The organism is Bacillus sp. JJ1127, assembly GCF_036965845.1.
In the GTDB taxonomy this organism is placed as follows: Bacteria; Bacillota; Bacilli; order Bacillales; family Bacillaceae_G; genus Bacillus_A.
Map to the genome: position 1 here is coordinate 2,891 of NZ_JBALQK010000176.1, position 14,496 is coordinate 17,386.

General features: G+C 35.1%; 15 protein-coding genes and 3 pseudogenes. 13 read left to right on the forward strand and 5 right to left on the reverse strand.

Annotated features, from left to right (window positions below; all coding sequences use genetic code 11):
* Positions 1 to 63 precede the first annotated feature (63 nt).
* Together V7183_RS17390 and V7183_RS17395 are read left to right on the forward strand one after the other, a co-directional pair.
* Positions 64 to 519 carry a DUF3939 domain-containing protein gene (locus tag V7183_RS17390; protein WP_335360298.1) on the forward strand — a complete coding sequence of 152 codons (456 nt, stop codon included), beginning with the start codon at positions 64 to 66 and terminating at the stop codon, positions 517 to 519.
* Positions 520 to 561: 42 nt separating this feature from the next.
* Positions 562 to 903, forward strand: a pseudogene (locus V7183_RS17395) (alpha/beta hydrolase); the annotation flags it as partial.
* Positions 904 to 981: 78 nt separating this feature from the next.
* Here the strand turns inward: V7183_RS17395 and V7183_RS17400 are convergent.
* Positions 982 to 1,185: a DUF3896 family protein gene (locus V7183_RS17400; RefSeq protein ID WP_097895879.1), complete on the reverse strand. Its 204-nt coding sequence runs from the start codon at positions 1,183 to 1,185 to the stop codon at positions 982 to 984.
* A 181-nt stretch (positions 1,186 to 1,366) separates the two neighbouring features.
* Between V7183_RS17400 and V7183_RS17405 the strand changes: the two genes are divergently transcribed.
* Positions 1,367 to 2,839: a flavin monoamine oxidase family protein gene (locus V7183_RS17405; protein ID WP_097895881.1), complete on the forward strand. Its 1,473-nt coding sequence runs from the start codon at positions 1,367 to 1,369 to the stop codon at positions 2,837 to 2,839.
* Between the two features lie 148 nt (positions 2,840 to 2,987).
* Complete coding sequence (locus tag V7183_RS17410) at positions 2,988 to 3,572, forward strand: GNAT family N-acetyltransferase (RefSeq protein ID WP_335360289.1); 585 nt, start codon at positions 2,988 to 2,990, stop codon at positions 3,570 to 3,572.
* Between the two features lie 36 nt (positions 3,573 to 3,608).
* On the opposite strand, the gene V7183_RS17415 is transcribed toward V7183_RS17410, so the two are convergent.
* Positions 3,609 to 4,511, reverse strand: a complete 903-nt coding sequence (locus tag V7183_RS17415) for an aldo/keto reductase (protein ID WP_335360290.1) — start codon at positions 4,509 to 4,511, stop codon at positions 3,609 to 3,611.
* Between the two features lie 170 nt (positions 4,512 to 4,681).
* Between V7183_RS17415 and V7183_RS17420 the strand changes: the two genes are divergently transcribed.
* A complete protein-coding gene (locus tag V7183_RS17420; protein WP_335360291.1) occupies positions 4,682 to 5,632 on the forward strand; it encodes a CobW family GTP-binding protein in 951 nt (316 codons plus the stop codon).
* Positions 5,633 to 5,899: 267 nt separating this feature from the next.
* Here V7183_RS17420 and V7183_RS17425 read toward each other — a convergent pair whose 3' ends face one another.
* Together V7183_RS17425 and V7183_RS17430 are read right to left on the reverse strand one after the other, a co-directional pair.
* Positions 5,900 to 6,370: a GNAT family N-acetyltransferase gene (locus V7183_RS17425; RefSeq protein ID WP_097895889.1), complete on the reverse strand. Its 471-nt coding sequence runs from the start codon at positions 6,368 to 6,370 to the stop codon at positions 5,900 to 5,902.
* A gap of 132 nt (positions 6,371 to 6,502) precedes the next feature.
* Positions 6,503 to 7,453 (reverse strand): metal ABC transporter substrate-binding protein, encoded by a 951-nt coding sequence (locus tag V7183_RS17430; RefSeq protein ID WP_097895890.1) that lies wholly within the window; start codon positions 7,451 to 7,453, stop codon positions 6,503 to 6,505.
* Between the two features lie 200 nt (positions 7,454 to 7,653).
* Between V7183_RS17430 and V7183_RS17435 the strand changes: the two are divergent.
* Together V7183_RS17435 and V7183_RS17440 are read left to right on the forward strand one after the other, a co-directional pair.
* Positions 7,654 to 7,877, forward strand: a pseudogene (locus tag V7183_RS17435) (hypothetical protein).
* Between the two features lie 125 nt (positions 7,878 to 8,002).
* Entirely contained in the window at positions 8,003 to 8,662 is a 660-nt protein-coding gene (locus V7183_RS17440) for an oxidoreductase (RefSeq protein ID WP_335360292.1), read from the forward strand.
* 70 nt (positions 8,663 to 8,732) lie between these two features.
* Here the strand turns inward: V7183_RS17440 and namA are convergent, their stop codons facing one another.
* Positions 8,733 to 9,773, reverse strand: coding sequence for an NADPH dehydrogenase NamA (namA, locus tag V7183_RS17445; RefSeq protein ID WP_335360293.1), 1,041 nt, complete (start codon positions 9,771 to 9,773; stop codon positions 8,733 to 8,735).
* Positions 9,774 to 9,905: 132 nt separating this feature from the next.
* Here namA and V7183_RS17450 point away from each other — a divergent pair, with 132 nt between their 5' ends.
* The 6 genes and pseudogenes from V7183_RS17450 to V7183_RS17475 all read left to right on the forward strand — a co-directional run bounded on the left by V7183_RS17450 (position 9,906) and on the right by V7183_RS17475 (position 14,479).
* Entirely contained in the window at positions 9,906 to 10,358 is a 453-nt protein-coding gene (locus tag V7183_RS17450) for a methylated-DNA--[protein]-cysteine S-methyltransferase (RefSeq protein WP_335360294.1), read from the forward strand.
* Positions 10,359 to 10,488: 130 nt separating this feature from the next.
* Positions 10,489 to 11,433 carry a DUF2628 domain-containing protein gene (locus V7183_RS17455; RefSeq protein WP_141523213.1) on the forward strand — a complete coding sequence of 315 codons (945 nt, stop codon included), beginning with the start codon at positions 10,489 to 10,491 and terminating at the stop codon, positions 11,431 to 11,433.
* Between the two features lie 136 nt (positions 11,434 to 11,569).
* Positions 11,570 to 13,231 (forward strand): peptide ABC transporter substrate-binding protein, encoded by a 1,662-nt coding sequence (locus tag V7183_RS17460; protein ID WP_335360295.1) that lies wholly within the window; start codon positions 11,570 to 11,572, stop codon positions 13,229 to 13,231.
* A 58-nt stretch (positions 13,232 to 13,289) separates the two neighbouring features.
* Complete coding sequence (gene fosB / locus V7183_RS17465) at positions 13,290 to 13,706, forward strand: FosB/FosD family fosfomycin resistance bacillithiol transferase (protein WP_097895903.1); 417 nt, start codon at positions 13,290 to 13,292, stop codon at positions 13,704 to 13,706.
* Positions 13,707 to 13,847: pseudogene (locus tag V7183_RS17470) on the forward strand (short-chain dehydrogenase); the annotation flags it as partial.
* A gap of 14 nt (positions 13,848 to 13,861) precedes the next feature.
* Entirely contained in the window at positions 13,862 to 14,479 is a 618-nt protein-coding gene (locus tag V7183_RS17475) for a phosphoserine phosphatase 1 (protein WP_335360296.1), read from the forward strand.
* Positions 14,480 to 14,496 lie beyond the last annotated feature (17 nt).

Sequence of the window (14,496 nt, forward strand, 5' to 3'; positions counted from 1 at the left end):
TTTTGTGATTTTTCAGTCTTCTTTTTATGGTATAATATAGTAAAAAGGAGGCGATGCGATGTGATGTTTCGCTTTTTCAAAAATGAGAAAGAGAAGAGGCCCATTACAAAAGATGAATTAGAACAAGCGATGGCTAAGTTTCTGGAGAAAAATGCAAATATTGTTTATACAGTATTAGTCAATGATGATTATACAGTGAATTATGATTTGTTAAAGCCATATTTACTAGCATTTCCGACAAATATGTTTCTTATTACAAAGGAAACGCTCGAGGTATTTGAATATACAGCAGAAAATTTAGAACTTGTAAAAGAGATTGATTTGGTGCAAAAAGCAGTGGATCAATATGTAACAGAAAAAGAAATGTTCCCTATTGTAGAAGACAATGAAGAGCGTCTCATATGTAGAATGAAATTAGCGCCGTATTTAGATCGTATATTAAAAAGGGATTTATATATATCAGAGAAGCATTATTTAGTTTCAAGTAAACCAGATAAGAGTAAAAAGAATATTGTTTAGGATGAAAACAACAATACCATATTGTTGTCTTTTTTTGTTTGAATTGGAGGTTTTTCTGCTGGAGCAAGGGTGGTACTACAAGCGATATTAAACGAAAATATAGCGGTAAAAGGCTTTGTTTTTGTCGCACCGTGGTTCCCTGAGGTTGAAGAGTGGGAAGGTTTGCTGAATAAATTGAAGGATAAAGGGATTAAGGGATATATTGTTTGTGGAGATCAGGATGAGGATTGCTTTGAATGTACACAGAAGTTTGTGAAGCTATTGGAAACGAAAAATATAAAGCATGAGTATAAAGTTATATCTAATCTAAACCATGATTACCCTGAAAACTTTGAAGAAATATTACAAGAAGCAGTTGGATATATTGCGGGTACAGATTTATAAAGAAGGTAGAAGAAAAGGAGTGCATCACATAGGATGATACACTCCTTTTTTGGATTACAAATGAAAAAGCGAACGCCTTCACATCCGCTTTTCATGAGAAATTCCACGTTCATAATGATTCATTTCCACTAATGTTAAAATGTATTCGTAGTTATCGATTTCCATCTTAATTTGATTACGATCATCTACACTTAAATTTACATCCAATAATTTTTTGCATAGTAGTTGTTTTTTCAATTCTAAATGTTTTTTTGTTTCGGGATAGTCGTAAGTACGTTTCATATTTATCAATCCTTTCCTTACATTTCCTATCTATATCTTTATTATATGATAAGGGGTGTAGGATGAGAGCAAATCTCTGTGAATTATTAGTGAATATTCAGAAAAATGTATTGTTCTACTATACTTGTGAATACAATGCAGAGAATCACTGTTTTGTATTTTCAAAGTAAGGGGTGGAATGATGCGAGCGCATACACAATCCGGTGTCACAACTGATGAAATGGTGAGAATTATTGATAAGGGATTACCGAAAACAGTAGCACCAAAACAAATCATTGTAATTGGTGCTGGAATGGCTGGTTTAGTATCAGCATCGTTACTTAAAAGCGCAGGACATCATGTGAAAATTTTAGAAGCGAATAACCGTATAGGAGGCCGAATTGAGACGATTAGAATGCAAGACACCGGATTATATTTAGATGTTGGAGCAATGCGTATTCCATATATACATACATTAACGATGGCTTATATAAGAAAGTTCGGACTACAAGTGACCCCTTTTATTAATCGAAATGAGACAGATATTATTTATGTGAATGGTAGAAAAACGACATTGAGGCAATATGAGAAGAACCCTAGTGTATTACGTTACCCGGTAGCAATGAATGAAGAAGGAAAAACATCCGAGGAATTATTATTGTTAGCAGTGCAGCCAATTATGGATTTCATTAAAAGAAATCCAGATAAAAACTGGGAGATTGTCGAAAAAGACTTTGGAAAGTATTCAACAGCACAGTTTTTAAAGTATCATCCTTATCAGTACAATACGTACTTTTCACCAGTAACAATTGAAATGATTGGTGTACTGCTAGATTTAGAAGGATTTTTAGAAAGATCATTTGTTGAAACATTACGTTTTATATATATATTGCAAGAGGAAAGGGGTTTTTGTGAAATTACAGGAGGAAATGATCAGCTTCCGAAAGCTTTTTTACCTCAGTTACAGGATCATATTATATACAATCAAAAATTGATGAAGCTTCATCAACATGAAAAAGGAGTGACAGCTTATTGTAGGCATGAAGAAACGTTTGAATATAGTAGCATAACGGGCGATCTAGTTATTATTACAATTCCATTTTCTACAATGCGCTTTGTAGAAATTGATCCATTCGATTCTGTATCACATGAAAAATGGAAAGCAATTCGTGAACTACATTATATGGCGGCAACTAAAATAGGTATTCAGTTTAAAAGTCGTTTTTGGGAAGAGCAGGGGCAATTAGGGGGAAGGATTATAACGGATTTACCAATCCGTTATGCATATTATCCGAGTCATGGTATTGGTTCAAAGGGACCTGCTATGATGCTTGGAAGTTATACGTGGTCTTATGATGCATTATTATGGGATGGATTGTCGAAAGGTGATCGCATTTATTATACATTACAAAATTTAGCGACTATATTAGGTGATCAAGTATATGATGAATTTATGTCAGGAGTAGCAAAGAATTGGACATTGGACCCGTATGCATTAGGAGGGTTTGCGATTTTTCAAGCGGGTCAAGAAACAGAACTGCAACCAGCGATTGTAAAACCAGAGGGGAAAATATATTTTGCCGGAGATCATACTACGCTTTATCACGGGTGGATACAAGGAGCAATTGAGTCTGGAATACGTACAGCCGTAGAGGTGAATCAGTTGGTTGTATAAGTAGTAGGTAAAGCATCATGATGCGTATGAATTGGGAGAGGTACATGTGATTTTGTTTGAAAATAAGCTTGATTCTGAAAAAAGGTGTTTACTGTATAGTTTGGATTAAATATTATTATATGTAAAAGAATGATAAGGAGTGTTTGTAATGAATCCATTATTACTTGATTTTCCTTCTGAATTTTACACAGACAGGCTTCTTATTCGAATGCCGAAACCAGGGGATGGAAAAGCGGTATATGAAGCTATCAATGCATCGGTAGAAGAACTAAAGCCTTGGATGGTTTTCGCTCAAAAAGAGCAAACAGAAGAAGAAATCGAAGCGAGTATAAGAAGGTCACATATTCAATTTTTACAACGTGAAGATTTGAGATTACTAGTATTTTTAAAAGAAACAGGCGAATTTGTAGCTTCTTCTGGATTGCATCGTATTAATTGGGAAGTACCAAAGTTTGAAATTGGGTACTGGATAGATTCGCGCTTTGGTGGAAAAGGCTATATGACAGAAGCAGCACAGGGGATTATGGATTATGCTTTTTCTGAGTTACAGGCAAACCGGATAGAGATTCGCTGTGATTCACGAAATGTAAAAAGTAGAGCGATACCAGAGAGACTAGGTTTTACATTAGAAGGGATTTTAGAAAGCAGCAGTGTAGCAGTAGATGGTCACGGATTAAGGGATACATGTGTGTTTGCAATGACAAGAAATAGGTATAAAAAAGAAGAGCTATAAGGTGGTAGCTCCTCTTTTTTATGATTTACTAGCATATCATGGTACGGGATGGCCATTTGAACTTTCAAAGATCGTAAACCATTGCTGACGATTCAATGTAAGTTTTGTTGCAATTACAGCTGCTTTCACACGATCTAGCTTACCAGAACCAACGATTGGCATCATTTTCGCTGGATGAGCAAGTAGCCATGCATACATGACAATATCGATGCCATCAATATTTAGTTCATTCGCGATATTTTGTAAAGTTTCTCGTAAGCGTACAGCATGTTCATTTTGACTTGTAAAGATTTCTCCACCAGCAAGAGGAGACCAAATCATAGGACTGATTCTTTTTTCTTGGCATAAGTCAATTGTACCTTTTTCAAAATGCTCAAGCTGCATCGCAGATACTTCAATTTGATTTGTAATGAGCGGAAAATCTAAATATGAGCTAAGCATATTGAATTGGGACGGTAAAAAGTTAGATACACCAAAATAGCGGACTTTTCCATCCTGTTTTAAACGTGAAAAAGCTTCTGCCACCTCAGCTGGATCCATAAATGGATCAGGACGATGAATAAGTAACAAATCAATATAATCCGTATGTAAGTTTTTGAGTGACTCTTCCGCGCTTTTTACAATATGTTTAGCGCTAGTATTATAGTGAGCGACATATCGATTTGGAAACTTTGGTGATGGGGGAGCGATTCCACATTTTGTTACAATTTGCATGTTTTCACGCAAAGAAGGTTTTAATTGCAAAGCTTCCCCAAATAATGATTCACATGTATATCCCCCGTAAATGTCGGCATGATCAAAAGTTGTAATTCCCATATCCATACAAGATTCGATAAAAGAAAGTAATTCTTGCTTTGGCATATTCCATTCTGCTAAACGCCAAAATCCTTGAATGATACGAGAAAATTCAAGGCTACTAGCCATTTGAATTCGTTCCATTTTAAGTAGACCTCCTTGGTGAATGGTGATGTTTTTGAAAAGGTTTTCTTGTTTGGTATTATTATATAGCTATCATAAGGTGCTTACAATAAATATGTCTTTTCTGTAAAAAACAACTTTTTTGGTATGGTATAATGTATAGAGATATAAGCATAAGGAGCTGTAAAAAAATGATTCCAGTAACAATTTTAACTGGTTTTCTTGGGTCAGGGAAAACAACATTATTAAATCGTATTTTATCAGAAGAACACGGAAAAAAATTAGCGGTTATTGTAAATGAAATAGGACAAATTGGCATTGATAATCAATTAATTATGAATGTCGAAGAAGAAATTATGGAAATGACAAATGGCTGTTTATGCTGTACAGTGCGTGAAGATTTACTTGTTGCTTTAAAACAATTGCTTGATGTAAAAGCAGAAGGGAAAATGAATTTTGATGGTCTGGTGATTGAAACGACAGGTCTTGCGAACCCAGGTCCGATTATTCAAACATTCTTTTTAGATCCAGTTATTCAATCCGCATATCAAATTAATGGTGTCGTAACAGTTGTAGATAGTTATCATATACATAAGCACTTTGAAAAAGGGCTAGAGGCAAAAGAACAAATTGCTTTTGCTGATATAGTTTTAGTAAATAAATTAGATTTAATTGAAAAGCAAGAAAAGGAAAAGCTTCTTACTGAATTACAAGGGATTAATCCGACGGCAAAATTAATTCCAACGACAAATTGTGAAGTAGATATTCCTGCCTTGCTAGAAATTCAAACGTTTAAAACGCGTGATACATTAGACATTTATCCGCATAAAGAGCATCATCATTTAGAAGGTGTGAAATCATTTGTATTACGTGAAGAGCGTCCACTTGATTTGCAGAAGTTAAATGAATGGATGGCAGCTGTTGTTCAAGAACTAGGAGAGTACTTATATCGTTATAAGGGAATTTTATCAATTGATGGAGTAGATCGTCGCATTGTCTTCCAAGGCGTTCATACACTATTTGCTGCTTCGTACGATAGAGAGTGGCAAGAAGGAGAAGAGCGCATAAGTGAAGTCGTTTTCATCGGAAAAGATATTAATAAAGAATGGTTCCAAGAACACTTCAAGGAATGTGTGAAATAAGCCTGTAAGAATTGCAGGCTTATTTTTTTTGAGAATGTTCTATATAAGTACAAATTGAAAAATCGACATAAAACCTTTCTTTTTAGATGGGAGAGAGAATCTGGCCATGCATAGAAGCGGTCAGATCCTTTTCCTGCCCCATGCCAAGTGAAAACAAAGAGAGCAAATGAGTGCACTTTATAGCCGTGACTTATATGCTGGAAAATCAAAATGGATATATATATTAATCAATAAAGAGTAGTAGAAAAAAAGCAAAAAAGCCTGTTCTCACAGGCTTTTGCTTTCATCTATAAGTAATTCCATTACAACACCTACAACTGGACCATTATCATCGATATCACCAGTTAAATGGAAACTAAACGATTCATATAGTTTCATTGCTAGTTTGTTATCTGGATGAAGACTTAAATAAATTTTTTTACATTGAAATTTTTGTTGTAAATACTGGATAAGCAGGTGGAGAAAACGCTTCGCATAGCCATTTCCTTGGAAATGGTAATCGATCATAAAACGATCTAGCCATACGCTATCATCTTTTTTTGAATACCAGCCATACATCGCGTATCCAACAAGTGTTTCTCCATCATATAAGCCTACTGACGTTCCGTTTTCTTCATATAATGACTCAGCTAAAGAAAACGCATTGCTTTCAATGAACTGTTGCTGCTCCTTTGCTACGTCTAAAGCAGCGACTGAACGCCAATTATTTGCTGTTACTTCACAAATGTGAAGATTCATAGTTCCAACTCACTTTCTGAAATATCATATCTTTAAAACCAATATGGATAATTTTACTTGTTATTTTGTTTAAGTCAAGCTGTGGTCTATGAAAAAGACAACTGAAAAATTCCAGTTGTCTGAAAGGTACATTTAGTTTGTAGCTTCTTTTAAAGTATTCACGTTTTCTTCCATTAATGTAAAGTAATCTTTATTTTTCTTCGCATCATCTTCAGAGATAGTAGCAAGGTGATTTAAACGTAAAATTTTCGTTCCCGTTTCTTTTTGGATTACTTCCGCTACTTTTGGAGTAGAGAATGTTTCAAATAAAATATATTTTAAGCCATGATCTTTCGCTGTTTTCGTAATGTTAGCAAGTTCTTTTTGAGATGGCTCATCAGAAGCAGATATTCCAGCAACCGGGATTTGTTTTAAGCCGTAGCGCTGTTCCCAGTATCCGTATGCAGCATGAGAAACTAAAATTTCTTTTGTTTTTGCATTTGCAACAACTGATTTAAATTGATCATCTAAATCAGTAAATTTTGTTTGTAATGCTGCAAAGTTTTTTTCAAATTCTTGTTTATGATCTGGTTGCAATTCCACAAGTGCATTTTTGATTTTTTCAGCCTGTTTCATTGCAAGTGTAGGATCCAACCAAACATGTGGGTCCTTATCATGGGGATGCCCATCCTCTGTATGACCGTCTTCATGATCGTGGTGTTCTTCTTCAGATGATGCGCGAAGCTCAATACCTTGAGATGCATTTACAACTTTTACGTTCTCTTTTTTTAATGTTGTTTCCAGTTTCTCAGCAAATGGCTCTAATTCAGCGCCGTTATACACAAATAAATCTGCTTTTGCAATTTGCACGGTTTGTTTCTGACTTGGCTCATATGTATGAGAGTCAGCACCAGGCGGATAAATTGCTTCTACATTTACGTAGTCACCACCGATTTTTTTAGCGAAATCAGCCAGTGGAAAAATAGTTGTATATACAGTAAGTTTTCCATCCTTCTTTGCAGATCCTTCTTTTTTACTAGAACATCCAGCAAAAATTAGTGTGAAAATCAACAGGAATGAAAATAGGGTTAATCTTTTATTCATGTAATTCTCCTCTTTTCTCTTTTTTACAAGTCTATTTTCCCCAAAATGTAAGAGGAAAATCACTTTTTTAAATAAAACGGAATAATTACGTTTTATGTTGCGAACCTAGTATAATATATCTTTAGGAAAGTTGCAATAAATAATAATCATTCCGATTTGATTTTGTTATAAAGTTGTCAAAAAGAACAGGATTAATTTTTATGAACGTTGCATATGTGACAACACTGCTTTCATATATTGAGGTAGAGGGTACGAAAAAGGGGATGAGGGATTGAATTACATCATAGAGGCAATCTTATTAATATTAGCAGTAGTTTTGCCGTTATCTTGTGTTTTAATTTTTTTAAAGACATTAATCAGTAATTTAGGTGATTCTACATTGATAACGAAGTTGCCGGCAGAGACAAAAAAGAAAAAAGAGTAGGGAAATCATTTGAATAACGCATAGTACATTACTTATGATAAAATGAGGTAAAGGAAACTCCGGTAAATAGGGGATATATTGCCTGTTCAGATGGGATAAAAGTAGATAAAGAGGTATAAAGATAAATGAATAAACGAACAGCGTTAGTACTCGGTGCAAGTGGTTTAGTTGGACAAGAAATAACGCAGCTATTACTTGACTCAGATTACTATGATTCGGTTACTATTTTTGTAAGGAAGCCATTGCAATTAGAACATGAAAAGTTACAACAAAAACAAGTGGATTTTTCAATATTAGAAGAATACAAAGAGTTTTTTGCTGTAGATGATGTATTCAACTGCCTAGGAACAACAATTAAGAAAGCGAAAACAAAAGCGAATTTTAAAAAAGTAGATTATGAATATACATTACGAGCAGCCTGTTTAGCCGAAAAGCAAGGTGTACAAAATTTCCTTGTTATTTCTTCTATGGGAGCAAATCCAAAATCACTTTTCTTCTATTCGCAAGTAAAAGGAGAAATGGAAGAAGAGCTGCAAAAGTTAGTCATTGGCGGGATTCATATTTTTAGGCCATCGTTATTATTAGGAGATCGAGAAGAGTTTCGTTTTGGAGAAAGAATGGCAGAGAAGATTTCTGGTGTTATGCCATTTATATTTAGTGGTACTTTTGAAAAGTATAAACCGATTTCCGCGGAACAGGTTGCAAAAGGGATGTATATCGCGGCATTGCGTGAAGAATCCGGTGTCCATATTTATAATTCAAAAGAGATTACTATGATGGAATAATAAAAAACGAGAAGGGTGCCTTCTCGTTTTTATTTTTATCCCGCTATCTTTCCACCTCAAGCTCATGCGTTCAATTAGTCTTGTTTACTATTTTACCAGGAGCACGGCTGTATTGGCGTGGCTCTTGTAATTCAAAGCCGAGTTCATTGGCAGCTGTTCTTGGAAAATATGGATTACGGAGCAATTCACGACCGATAAAGATTAAGTCAGCTTCATTACTTACTAGAATCTGCTCTGCTTGTAGACCATTTGTGATTAAGCCGACTGCACCTGTTGCAATGTGAGCGTGTTCTTTTATATGTTTTGCGTATTCTACTTGGTAACCAGGATAAACATCAATATGCGCTGGTACAACTGCACCAGAGCTGCAATCAATAAGATCTACACCTTGTTCTTTCATCCAATTTGCGAATTGAACGTAGTCATCTACTGTTAACCCCTCGGGGTGATAGTCATTTGCAGAAATACGGACAAATAAAGGTCCGGTCCAAACTTCATTTACAGCATCAATGATTTCTCTTAAGAAACGATAGCGATTTTCTGGTGATCCTCCATATTCATCTGTTCGTCTATTTGATAGTGGAGAAAGAAATTCATTAATGAGATATCCATGTGCTCCATGTAGTTCAATAATATCAAATCCAGCTTCCTTAGAACGGGATGCAGCTTTTTGAAAAGCTGTAACAGTTTCCTGAATTTGTTGTTTATTCATTTCTACTGGAACTTTCATTTTATCATGAAATGCGATGGGCGAAGGTGCAACAGGGTCTGTATGTAATTCAGCTTTTCGTCCAGCATGAGCTAACTGGATAGCCGCTTTTGCACCGTTTTCATGAAGAAGTGATACCGTCTTTTGTAATCCTTCAATGTGTTCGTTACTCCAAATACCTAAATCTTTATGAGAAATACGCCCTTCAGGTACAATTGCTGTTGCTTCAAGCATTACGAGCCCAACTTGACCAGCAGCTCGCGTCCCATAATGTATATGATGAAAATTTGTTACCTTTCCATCTTCATTTTCAGATGAATACATGCACATAGGAGACATAACAATACGATTTTTTAGTGTAACGTTTTTAATCGTATAAGGTGAAAAAAGTTGGTAATTCATATTCATTCCCCCTTATTGTCATTTCTATCATTGTATCATCATCATTTTTGTTTCCATAATGAAACGCTTATTCTCAAAATTTTATTTATTCATGTTACAATTATGAATATGAATCAAATTGGGGGATAGAGTATGTATCGAGCTTATTATGAAAGTGAATTAGGATTGCTTGAAATTACGGCAAATGATAAAGGAATTACGTCGGTTATATTTGTGGAGGAACGAAAAAAAGAGAACAAGAGTAAGTTTGTAGATCAGTGTTTAGTCCAATTAGATGAATATTTTAATAAAATGAGAACCGAGTTTACAGTGCCGTTATCCGCAGATGGAACACCATTTCAAAAGAGTGTTTGGGAAGCTCTTTATACGATTCCATATGGTGTGAGTGCTTCGTATTTAGATATTGCAGAGAAAGTTGGGAATACAAAGGCTGTACGGGCGATAGGTGGAGCGAATAGCAGGAATCCTATTTCAATTATTGTTCCGTGCCATCGTGTCATTGGAAAAAGTGGTAAGCTTGTTGGTTATGCGGGAGGCTTATGGCGGAAAGAATGGTTATTAAAACATGAGGGGATTTTGAAATAAGAATATGATAACCCTATTTTAATGAGATATTAGTTAGTGGTCAGAAGTAACCTTCATTATGAATTGTTGACTTCAGTAAAATTACGTATCGTCATTATTTATGGGAGAAGTTATGGAAAGAGGGATTGTTTTGCGTTGTATAAATTGTGGGAGTTCTTGCACTGATGGTCAGCTGAATTGTAAAAATTGTCAGCGGATTTTACATAATGAACCAAAAGAGGAAATCTCACCGATAGAAAAAGATATGGAGCAATATGTTGGAGCACATTATCCATACTATAAAAGAAAATGGGATAAAGAGCGTAAACGAATCGCAAGATGGAGTTGGAATGGATGGGCTGCTATTTTTAATGTGGGATGGTTTGGATATCGCAAGTATTATTTACCTGCCTTTCTATTTGTCATGTTATTAGTAGCTTGTGATGCATTTTCGTATTACATGGGATTTAATGTATCACTCCCGATCATTAATATGGTTCCACTTACGTTTTTATTGCTTATTTTCATGATAATAGGAGTTGGGATCTTTGCGAATGGTTTATATTATCGATTTGCTGAGCGGAGAATATATCGGATAAAGGCACGAGAGATTGAAAATGAAGCAGTTGAGAGCTATCTTATTCGTGATAGTGGAGGAACGAGTAAAATGGGAGCAGCTATTGTCACTGTTTTGACAGCAGCTAGTATATTTTTAAGTCATTTTTTCTTCCCAACAGATCAAGATGTTATTCAAAAAGTACGTACAAGCTCACTTTATGAATACCCATTCTTTTCTATCGGTGAATCATTTGAAATGTATTTCCAGCAACCAGAATGGGAGTACTACCGAGGGACAGATGGATTAGAGTTAGTCGAATTTCATGGATATAGCCGTGGTATGCCAAGACAAAAAATTGTTATTCAGTTTGTTGTTGATTATCAAATGCATGAAATTGAACCGTATTCTCTTACAGTGAACGGGGAGCCTCGAGGTGAAGAAGAATTTTTGAAAATGATGGAAGATGTATTTCGGATTCAAAATCCATTTGAGCTAGACGATGGATTGCAGTGGAATGATTCGAAAGAAATGCTATAAAGAAACGCATGGAAAAGGTGACTTTCCGTGCGTTTCTTTTTCATTATTTAAATAAAATATTTAAAATAATCAGAATGTTTTGTATAATGATATTATACATACTCTATTGTATACATACAGATTGGGGGAAGGAAGAATGAAGAAAAAAGTTTCAACGCTTGCTGTACTTGCATTATCAACAAGCATGTTCGTTGCAGGGTGCGGGAATGGGGAGAAAGCATCGACAACGAAGAAAGAGACAGGTAAGGGGATGGCTGATAAACAAGTACTAAACTTATTAGAAACCGCAGAAATTCCTTCGATGGATACATCAAAATCAACAGATTCCGTATCATTCCGAGTATTTGTAAATGCGATGGAGGGCTTATATCGGTTAGATAAAGATAATAAGCCAGCTCCAGGTATGGCAAAAGATGTGAAGATTAGTGAGGATAAGAAAACATACACGTTTGAATTACGAGATGCAAAGTGGTCAAATGGTGAGCCAGTCCGTGCACAAGATTTCGTATATGGCTGGCAACGTGCGCTGGATAAAGCGACAGCTGCCGAATATGCATTTATATTATTTGATGTGAAAAACGCACAAAAAGTTAATAAAGGAGAATTACCACTTGATCAACTTGGTGTAAAGGCAAAGGATGATAAAACACTAGTAGTAGAACTAGAACAACCAGCTCCATATTTTCTTGAACTTACTTCGTTCCCAACATTCTTTCCTTTAAATGAGAAGTTTGTAAAGGAACAAGGAGATAAGTATGCATTAGAAGCTGATAAAATTTTATATAATGGACCATTTACATTAAGTGAATGGAAACATGAACAAAGCTATCAATTAAAGAAAAATCTAAATTATTGGGATAAAGATACTGTGAAATTGGAAGAAATTAATGTGAGTGTTGTAAAGGAAACGAGTACAGGTGTTAACCTATATGATAGTGATCAAGCGGATCGCGTACTTTTAAGTTCAGAGTTTGTTGACAAATATAAAAAGAATAAGCCAGATGAATTTAAAACGAAACTGGATCCACGCATGTACTTCTTACGATTTAATCAACAGAATCCAACATTTAAGAATCAAAAAGTCCGTGAAGCAATTGATCTAGCCTATGATAAAAAAGGAATTGCAAATGTTATTTTAAATGATGGATCCTTACCAGCTTATTTCTTAGTACCAGAAAAATTCACAACAGGGCCAGATGGGAAAGACTTCCGTACTGTAAATAAAAATTTCCGTGATAACAAGGATAACGTAGAAAAAGCGAAGAAATTATGGGCTGAAGCGAAAAAAGAACTTGGTCAAGATACAATAACAGTAGAATTATTAAATGATGATAATGGTAGCCGGAAGAAAGTTGGCGACTTTATTAAAGAAGAACTTGAGAAAAACTTACCAGGCTTAAAAGTGAATTTAAAACAACAGCCATATAAACAAAAATTAGATTTAGAGAAGAAATTTCAATATGAATTTTCACTATCAGCTTGGAGTCCAGATTATCCGGATCCAATGACGTATATTGATATGTTTGTGACAGGAAGCTCATTTAATGAAATGGCTTATTCAAATCCGAAGTACGATGAACTAGTTGCTAAATCAAAAGGAGAACTATTAAAAGACGATGCAGCACGCTGGAAAGCACTTGCAGAAGCTGAAAAAATCTTAATTGGAGAAGATGCCGCAATTTCACCTACTTATCAGCAAAGTACAGCATACTTAGAAAAGCCATATGTAAAGGGTATTGCAAATCATACATTCGGTGGTGATTTTAGCTATAAATGGGCATATGTAACAAAAAAATAGTACAATAAAAGATGGGTGAATTTTCACTCATCTTTTTACTATGTAAGGAGGATTTGTTTTGATAAAGGGTTTGAATCATCTTTGCTTTTCAGTTTCAGATTTAGAGAGAGCTATTAAATTTTATAAAACTGTATTAGAGGGAAAGTTATTAGTAAGGGGAAGAAAACTTGCATATTTTGATATATGCGGGATGTGGGTAGCACTCAATGAAGAAGTAGATATTGCAAGAAATGAGATTCATCAGTCTTATACACATCTTGCCTTTTCTGTTGAACAAGAAGACTTTAATCGTTTATTACAGCGATTAGAAGAAAACGAAGTTCATATTTTACAAGGAAGAGAACGTGATGTAAGGGATTGTCAATCTATTTATTTTATTGATCCAGATGGACATAAGTTTGAGTTTCATTCAGGTACATTGCAGGATCGCTTAAAGTATTATAAGGAAGCAAAACCACATATGGAATTTTATTAGGGTTTATTTTTACAAGGTGAACATTCAAGGTGGTTGACTCATGAAGAGATTGCTGAAGGAGTTATAGCAGGGATTCAAAATAAACAAAGAAAATGGGTCGTAGGAACACTAGAACCATGGAAATCACGACCGGAATGGTAAGGAGGAGGAAAGAAATGAAAACAACGTTATATGTAACGCGTCATGGAGAAACAGAATGGAATGTGGCAAAGCGCATGCAAGGAAGAAAAAACTCGAACTTAACTGAAAAAGGTATGCTACAAGCAAAACAATTGGGTGATCATATAAAAGAAATGCCGCTTCATGCTATATATAGTAGTCCAAGTGAACGAACGCTTCATACGGCAGAGCTGATTAGAGGAAAACGAGATATACCAATTATAGCAGATGACCACTTTTATGAGATTAATATGGGGATATGGGAGGGAGAAATGCTTGCTGATTTGGAAATAAAATATCCGGAAGAAGTAAATTTATTTTGGAACGAACCACACCAATTCCGCTCCACCTCAGGAGAGAGTTTCTTTGACGTATATAGCAGGGTAGTAGAGGGGATAAATATTCTTTTAGAAAAGCATAAAGGAGAAAGTATTTTAGTTGTATCTCATGCTGCAGCAGCGAAATTACTTGTGGGGCATTTTGCTGGTAATTCTGTTGAAAAGGTATGGCATGATCCATTTATGCATAGTGCAAGTTTAAGTGTGATTGAAATTGAAGACGGAAAAGGTACAGTAAAGCTTTTTGCAGATATAAAACATTTTCAAGAAATATAGTCAAAAAAATAGATCTT

Bases quoted from the DNA above. Each gene is read 5' to 3' on its own strand.
- V7183_RS17450 (WP_335360294.1), top strand. From the start codon at position 9,906: ATGTATCGAGCTTATTATGAAAGTGAATTAGGATTGCTTGAAATTACG.
- V7183_RS17420 (WP_335360291.1), top strand. From the start codon at position 4,682: ATGATTCCAGTAACAATTTTAACTGGTTTTCTTGGGTCAGGGAAAACA.
- V7183_RS17400 (WP_097895879.1), bottom strand. From the start codon at position 1,185: ATGAAACGTACTTACGACTATCCCGAAACAAAAAAACATTTAGAATTG.
- V7183_RS17390 (WP_335360298.1), top strand. From the start codon at position 64: ATGTTTCGCTTTTTCAAAAATGAGAAAGAGAAGAGGCCCATTACAAAA.
- V7183_RS17410 (WP_335360289.1), top strand. From the start codon at position 2,988: ATGAATCCATTATTACTTGATTTTCCTTCTGAATTTTACACAGACAGG.
- V7183_RS17460 (WP_335360295.1), top strand. From the start codon at position 11,570: ATGAAGAAAAAAGTTTCAACGCTTGCTGTACTTGCATTATCAACAAGC.
- V7183_RS17415 (WP_335360290.1), bottom strand. From the start codon at position 4,511: ATGGAACGAATTCAAATGGCTAGTAGCCTTGAATTTTCTCGTATCATT.
- V7183_RS17440 (WP_335360292.1), top strand. From the start codon at position 8,003: ATGAATAAACGAACAGCGTTAGTACTCGGTGCAAGTGGTTTAGTTGGA.
- V7183_RS17430 (WP_097895890.1), bottom strand. From the start codon at position 7,453: ATGAATAAAAGATTAACCCTATTTTCATTCCTGTTGATTTTCACACTA.
- V7183_RS17475 (WP_335360296.1), top strand. From the start codon at position 13,862: ATGAAAACAACGTTATATGTAACGCGTCATGGAGAAACAGAATGGAAT.
- V7183_RS17425 (WP_097895889.1), bottom strand. From the start codon at position 6,370: ATGAATCTTCACATTTGTGAAGTAACAGCAAATAATTGGCGTTCAGTC.
- V7183_RS17405 (WP_097895881.1), top strand. From the start codon at position 1,367: ATGCGAGCGCATACACAATCCGGTGTCACAACTGATGAAATGGTGAGA.
- namA (WP_335360293.1), bottom strand. From the start codon at position 9,773: ATGAATTACCAACTTTTTTCACCTTATACGATTAAAAACGTTACACTA.